The following is a 5,150-nucleotide window of genomic DNA, read 5'->3' on the forward strand; positions in this document are numbered from 1 at the left end:
CCGGCCGGCAGCAGCAGGCAGGCGAGCACCAGCGTGTAACTGTCCACCACCCAGGTCAGCTGGGACTGGGTGGCGGCGGTGGCCACCGCGATGTCCGGTAGGGCGGTGTTCAAGGCGACCATCGACGCGATGACCAGCGACACGCCCATGCAGGTGACGATCAGAGCCCAGGCTCGCGCTCGAGCAGATCCGCCGAGGGAGGCCGCGTCGGTACGCTGGTCAGGCCGGCTGAGGGTCTCCGCCATGGTGGCGAGCCTCCTTTCGGTGGCACGAAGTTTTGAGACTATCAGTCTTGTAGGTAGACCAATAGTCTTGCTTTCAAACCTCAGGGAGGTGGCGGAGGATTTCCGGCAGCAGTACCGATCCCCGGCCGGCGCGTTCTCGTGCTCGATTACTTGACGCCGCTGCTTCGCTGCTGCGGTCTGGCGGTCCAAGTGCGGTGACGGTCGACGCTGTCACCCGTGCCGCCAACGTGGCGCGCGCAACCCTCTACCGCCACTTCTCCAGCGGAAATGATTTGCTCGCAGCGGCGTTCAACAACCTCATCCCACCTGCGCCCATGCCGCCGGCCGAGGGGTCCCTGCGCGACCGGCTGGTCGCGGTGGTGCTGGCCCAAGCCGAGGGAGTCGCCGAAGCCCCGGCCACCCTGACCGCGATGTCGTGGTTGGCGTTGGGCAGCGACTTGGAACATCTGCCGGAGGCCCGTCACACCCAATCGGCGGACAGCACTGCGATCACGACCCTGCGCGAACGTATCGCGCAACAGTACGCAGCGCCGTTCGATGCCATTTTCGACAGCCCGGAAGCGGTGGCCGAGCTGGGCCAGATCGACCGCGCCCGCGCAGTCGCGCTGTTGATCGGACCCCTGGTGCTCGGGCGGCTGTCGACTCTGCCGGACTTCGATTACCGCGAGTGCGCTCAGGCGGCGGTGGATGGGTTCTTGCACGTGCAGCGCCGGCAGCGGCACGGAACTAGTGCAGCGAATACCGGATCGGAAGGTTTTTGAGCCAGGCCACGAAGACGGTGGCGGTAAGTTACGGTCCTCCGGTCGGCATCGACTCGCTATGCGGTTTGCTTTGATCTGCTGCGCCCGCTTTCGCTTAAGCTGAGGCTTCATGCCGATCGGAACGCTTCGTCGTCGAGTCCGCTGGGGGCCGGCGCCCGCAGCGTTGCTCGTGGTGACGATGCTGGCCGCGGCATGTGGCCACGGCGGCCAGGCGACCCCCCGAACACCGGGTCAGGGGGACACCGCCGCGTTGAACTCCGGTGTGGTCCGCACCTCGTCGGGACCGATACGCGGTCAGGTTGCGGCGGATTACCGGCTCTTTCAGGGCGTTCCGTATGCGGCACCGCCGCTGGGTCCGTTGCGCTGGCAGCCACCGCAACCGCCGGCGCCGTGGACGGGTCTGCGCGACGGCAGCAAGCCGGGCCCGCAGTGCATGCAGGAAGGCCGCGGCAGCAGGGCGACCAGCGAAGACTGCCTGACGTTGAACATCTGGACCCCGCCGGTGGCCGGCGGCGGGAAGCGCCCGGTGATGGTCTGGATCCACGGCGGCGGCTTCGTCAACGGCAGCGCGGACATCTATAACTCGCGGTGGCTGGCGGCGCAGGGCCACATCGTCGTCGTCACGCTCAACTACCGGCTCGGTGCGCTCGGATTCCTGGCGCACCCCTCGCTCGGGACGGGCAACGACATCGGCAACTACGGTCTGGCCGATCAGCAAGCCGCACTGCGCTGGGTGCGAAACAACATCGCCAATTTCGGCGGGGACCCGGCCAAGGTGACCATCGCCGGGGAATCCGCGGGGGGCATGTCGGTATGCGACCACCTGGTGGCGCCGGGTTCGGCCGGGTTGTTCCGGGCGGCGATCATCGCCAGCGCGCCGTGTTCGGCGCAAGCCGATGTCGTCAGCGCCGAGCACACCAGCCTGGATTACGCGGCGTCGGTGGGATGCGGTGATCCGGCCACCGCCGCGGACTGCCTGCGCGCGCTGCCGGCCACTAAACTGTCACGCCCGCCGTGGTACGTCTGGCTCGGCGACTCCGACGCCTTATCCGGCCCGGTGACCGGCACGGCGGCGCTTCCCGTCGATCCGGTCGCGGCGGTATCCACCGGTCATGCGGCCAAGGTTCCGGTGCTGATCGGCACCACTCACGACGAGTTCACCATGTTCGCGGCGCTGCGGTACGCGCACTTGGGCCGGGCGATGACGGCCGCCGAATATCCGGGGCAACTCGATGAGATCTTCGGCGCCGACGGCCGCGCGGTGCAGGCGCACTATCCGCCGGAGCGCTTCGGCGGCAACGTGTCGCTCGCCTACGCCGCGGCGGTCACCGACGGGCTGTTCAGCTGCGTCGCCGACCGGCTTGCCGACGGTTTGCACCGGCGTGCAACGGTGTACGGCTACGAATTCAACGACTTACACGCCCCGGCCACCGCATTGATGCGCCGCGCACCGTTTCCGGTCGGTGCCAGCCACTCACTGGATTTGCGCTACCTGTTCAACATCGGCGGCGCGCAGCCACTGGACCCCGCGCAGCGCGCGCTGTCCAACGAAATGATCCGCTACTGGAGCCAGTTCGTGATCAGCGAGGCTCCGAAAGTGGCCGGCCTGCCCGGTTGGCCCCCGCTCGGCGACGATCCGGCCAGCAGTCCGTGGATGTCGCTGCAGCCGGACGGCAGCCGGGCCCTGGCGGGCTACGACGCCGCGCACCAGTGCCCGTTCTGGGCCGGAGCGAAGGGCTTGCGGAAAGCCCGGTGAGACGCCGGTCGGGCCATACCGTACTTTGGGTAAGGCGGCGCTCCGGCGGGCGCTGGGGCGCCCAGGTGTTGGCACCGATCAGGACCGCCGTCACCTGCTCGCAAGGATTTGGCCCACGCCATGATCTAGGGCATACTGTTCAGGTTGCCTTGCGCCGGGTTCGCGCCTGGCCGGGCATACGACCGGCGCTCTTACGGGCGCCTCCGGTCCCAACTTCGGAGCGACGATTTTGATCGCGAACGAGGCTGCGTGCGGGTAACACACCCGGGCGCTGGACCGGCGCACCAGGACAGGTAAACAGCGGCGGAACACCGGGCGCGACGACACGTTGGCGGAGCGCGGGATGACCGGACAGCGGGAGAGAGGTACGAGAAGCGTGGCGGGACAAAAAATCCGCATCAGGCTCAAGGCCTATGACCACGAGGCCATTGACGCCTCGGCGCGCAAGATCGTCGAAACGGTCGTCCGAACCGGCGCCAGCGTCGTGGGTCCGGTGCCGCTGCCGACTGAGAAGAACGTCTACTGCGTCATTCGATCCCCGCACAAATACAAGGACTCGCGGGAGCACTTCGAAATGCGCACCCACAAGCGGCTGATCGACATTCTCGACCCGACGCCGAAGACCGTTGACGCGTTGATGCGCATCGATCTGCCGGCCAGCGTCGACGTCAACATTCAGTAGGAGTCTGGGAAAGCAATGGCTTCAAAAGCTAGGAAAGGCATTCTGGGCACCAAGCTGGGAATGACGCAGGTGTTCGACGAGAACAACCGTGTCGTCCCGGTGACGGTGGTCAAGGCCGGGCCCAATGTGGTGACCCGCATCCGCACTCCGGAGCGCGACGGCTACAGCGCCGTCCAGCTGGCTTACGGTGAAATCAGCCCGCGCAAGGTCAACAAGCCGTTGACCGGGCAGTACGCCGCCGCCGGCGTCAACCCGCGCCGGCATCTGGCCGAGTTGCGACTCGACGGTCCCGAAGCCACAGCCGAATATCAGGTGGGCCAGGAGTTGACCGCCGAAATCTTCACTGACGGCAGCTATGTCGATGTGACCGGCACCTCTAAGGGCAAGGGCTTCGCAGGGACCATGAAGCGCCATGGTTTCCGCGGTCAGGGCGCCAGCCACGGCGCGCAGGCCGTGCACCGGCGGCCCGGCTCAATCGGCGGTTGCGCCACTCCGGCGCGGGTGTTCAAGGGCACCCGGATGGCCGGTCGGATGGGTAACGACCGGGTGACCACTCAGAACCTGTTGGTGCACAAGGTCGACGCCGAGAACGGTGTGCTGCTGATCAAAGGTGCCGTCCCTGGACGCACCGGTGGCTTGGTCGTGGTCCGCAGCGCGATCAAACGAGGTGAGAAGTAATGACTTCGGCGAACACGTTGACAATCGAGGTTAAGACACCGGCCGGCGCGACGGACGGCTCCATCGAGTTGCCGGCCGAGTTGTTCGATGCCCCGGCGAACATCGGGCTGCTGCACCAGGTCGTCACCGCTCAGCGCGCGGCGGCCCGGCAGGGCACGCATTCCACCAAGACTCGCGGCGAGGTCCGCGGAGGTGGACGTAAGCCGTACCGGCAGAAGGGCACTGGGCGTGCTCGGCAGGGTTCCGTGCGTGCTCCGCAGTTCACCGGCGGCGGTACCGTGCACGGTCCCAAGCCGCGCGACTACAGCCAGCGCACGCCGAAGAAGATGATCGTCGCCGCGCTGCGCGGCGCGTTGTCGGACCGTGCTCGCAACGGCCGTATCCACGCCGTCACCGAACTGGTGTCAGGGCAGACGCCGTCGACCAAGAGCGCCAAAGCGTTTCTCGGCGCGCTGACCGATCACAAGCGCGTACTGGTGGTGATCGGCCGCAGTGACGAAACCGGGCTGAAGAGTGTGCGCAATTTGCCCGGTGTGCACATCCTGGCGCCCGACCAGCTCAACACCTATGACGTGTTGCGTGCCGACGATGTGGTGTTCTCCGTCGAGGCGCTGAATGCCTACATCACCGCCAACACCGCAAGTGCCGAGGAGGTTTCGACCTGATGCCGACCATCAGCGATCCCCGCGACATCATCCTGGCGCCGGTCATCTCCGAGAAGTCCTACGGGTTGATCGACGACAACGTTTACACCTTCTTGGTGCGCCCCGATTCGAACAAGACGCAGATCAAGATCGCGGTCGAGAAGATCTTCTCGGTCAAGGTGGCGTCGGTGAACACCGCCAACCGGCAGGGCAAGCGCAAGCGCAGCCGGGCCGGTTTCGGAAAGCGCAAGGACACCCAGCGCGCCATCGTCACCTTGGCGCCGGGCAGCAAGCCGATCGACCTGTTCGGAGCTCCGGCCTAGGCCGAGGCCCAGCCGAGAAAGAAAGACTCAGCCACCATGGGAATTCGCAAGTACAAGCCGA

General features: G+C 66.6%; 6 protein-coding genes and 1 pseudogene. 6 read left to right on the forward strand and 1 reads right to left on the reverse strand.

Going from position 1 to position 5,150, the window contains the following annotated elements; all coding sequences use genetic code 11:
* A pseudogene (locus WA317_RS07480) lies at nucleotides 1-245 on the reverse strand (MFS transporter); the annotation flags it as partial.
* Nucleotides 246-343: 98 nt separating this feature from the next.
* On the opposite strand from WA317_RS07480, the gene WA317_RS07485 reads away from it, so the two are divergent.
* The 6 genes from WA317_RS07485 to rplW all read left to right on the forward strand — a co-directional run bounded on the left by WA317_RS07485 (nucleotide 344) and on the right by rplW (nucleotide 5,089).
* Nucleotides 344-1,006 (forward strand): TetR/AcrR family transcriptional regulator, encoded by a 663-nt coding sequence (locus WA317_RS07485; RefSeq protein ID WP_425172435.1) that lies wholly within the window; start codon nucleotides 344-346, stop codon nucleotides 1,004-1,006.
* A gap of 109 nt (nucleotides 1,007-1,115) precedes the next feature.
* Nucleotides 1,116-2,762: a carboxylesterase/lipase family protein gene (locus WA317_RS07490; RefSeq protein ID WP_425172431.1), complete on the forward strand. Its 1,647-nt coding sequence runs from the start codon at nucleotides 1,116-1,118 to the stop codon at nucleotides 2,760-2,762.
* Nucleotides 2,763-3,138: 376 nt separating this feature from the next.
* A complete protein-coding gene (gene rpsJ / locus WA317_RS07495) occupies nucleotides 3,139-3,444 on the forward strand; it encodes a 30S ribosomal protein S10 (protein WP_003873519.1) in 306 nt (101 codons plus the stop codon).
* Nucleotides 3,445-3,459: 15 nt separating this feature from the next.
* Nucleotides 3,460-4,122, forward strand: coding sequence for a 50S ribosomal protein L3 (gene rplC, locus WA317_RS07500; RefSeq protein WP_425172432.1), 663 nt, complete (start codon nucleotides 3,460-3,462; stop codon nucleotides 4,120-4,122).
* Nucleotides 4,122-4,787, forward strand: coding sequence for a 50S ribosomal protein L4 (rplD, locus tag WA317_RS07505; protein ID WP_425172433.1), 666 nt, complete (start codon nucleotides 4,122-4,124; stop codon nucleotides 4,785-4,787). The genes rplC and rplD overlap by 1 nt, the downstream gene beginning before the upstream one ends.
* Nucleotides 4,787-5,089, forward strand: coding sequence for a 50S ribosomal protein L23 (gene rplW / locus WA317_RS07510; RefSeq protein ID WP_425172434.1), 303 nt, complete (start codon nucleotides 4,787-4,789; stop codon nucleotides 5,087-5,089). The genes rplD and rplW overlap by 1 nt, the downstream gene beginning before the upstream one ends.
* Nucleotides 5,090-5,150: the final 61 nt, after the last annotated feature.

The organism is Mycobacterium sp., from assembly GCF_049802695.1.
GTDB lineage: Bacteria > Actinomycetota > Actinomycetes > Mycobacteriales > Mycobacteriaceae > Mycobacterium.